The 1,032-nt window shown below is 65.0% G+C and carries 2 protein-coding genes; both read left to right on the top strand.

From position 1 onward, the window contains the following. Positions 1 to 445: ribulose-phosphate 3-epimerase (locus tag DBR20_RS21030; protein WP_108268236.1), on the top strand; the 445-nt coding region annotated here is incomplete at its 5' end. Positions 446 to 457: 12 nt separating this feature from the next. Then, positions 458 to 940, top strand: coding sequence for a GNAT family N-acetyltransferase (locus tag DBR20_RS21025; RefSeq protein WP_100462742.1), 483 nt, complete (start codon positions 458 to 460; stop codon positions 938 to 940). The last annotated feature ends 92 nt before the right edge of the window (positions 941 to 1,032 follow it).

Genomic DNA, 1,032 nt, shown 5'->3' with positions numbered 1-1,032 from the left:
CCCGGACTTCGCCGAGGCCGGCGCCACCTACATCAGCTTCCACCCGGAGGCCAGCCGCCACGTGCACCGCACCATCCAGCTGATCCGCTCGCTGGGCTGCAAGCCGGGCATCGTGCTCAATCCGGCCACACCGGTGGACATCCTCGACTGGGTGCTGGACGACCTCGACCTGGTGCTGCTGATGTCGGTCAACCCGGGCTTCGGCGGCCAGGCGTTCATCCCGTCGGCGTTGGACAAGCTGCGCGTGGTGCGCCAGAAGATCGATGCCAGCGGCCGTGACATCCGCCTGGAGATCGACGGTGGCGTGAAGGCCGACAACATCGGTGAGATCGCTGCCGCAGGTGCCGATACCTTCGTCGCCGGCTCGGCCATCTTCAATGCCAAGACCAGCTACCAGGACGTGATCGCGCAGATGCGCGCCAACGTTGCTGCGGCGCGGGGCTGAGCCATGAACACGGTGGCCGTGTTGAACATCCGCCCGGCCACCGTCGCCGACGCTGGCCTGATCCTGCGCTTCATCCGTGAACTGGCGATCTACGAGAAGGCCGAGCATTCGGTGCAGACCGATGAAATCGGCATCGCCGAAAGCCTGTTCGGCGCCGACGCCACCGCCCGCGCGCTGATCTGCGAGGCGAACGGCGACGCCATCGGCTACGCGGTGTATTTCTACAACTATTCCACCTGGCTGGGTCGCAAGGGCATCTACCTGGAAGACCTGTACGTGAGCCCGGAAAAGCGTGGTTCCGGCGCGGGCAAGGCGCTGCTGAAGTACATCGCCCGCCAGGCGGTGGCTGAAGGTTGCGGCCGCTTCGAGTGGTCGGTGCTGGACTGGAACACGCCGGCCATCGACTTCTACACCGCAGCCGGCGCCAAGCCGCAGGACGAGTGGACGGTGTACCGGCTGGAAGGCGAGGCGCTGCACGATTTCGCCAACGGTTGAAGCGGAATGCATCCACGCATGGCGTGGATGCGCGAATCCGAACGTGGTGGGTGCGAACCTTGGTTCGCACTCTCTACTGCAGGCAAAAAAAA

This window comes from Stenotrophomonas sp. HMWF023, assembly GCF_003060985.1.
GTDB lineage: Bacteria > Pseudomonadota > Gammaproteobacteria > Xanthomonadales > Xanthomonadaceae > Stenotrophomonas > Stenotrophomonas lactitubi.
This window is presented reverse-complemented; position numbering and strand designations above follow the sequence as displayed.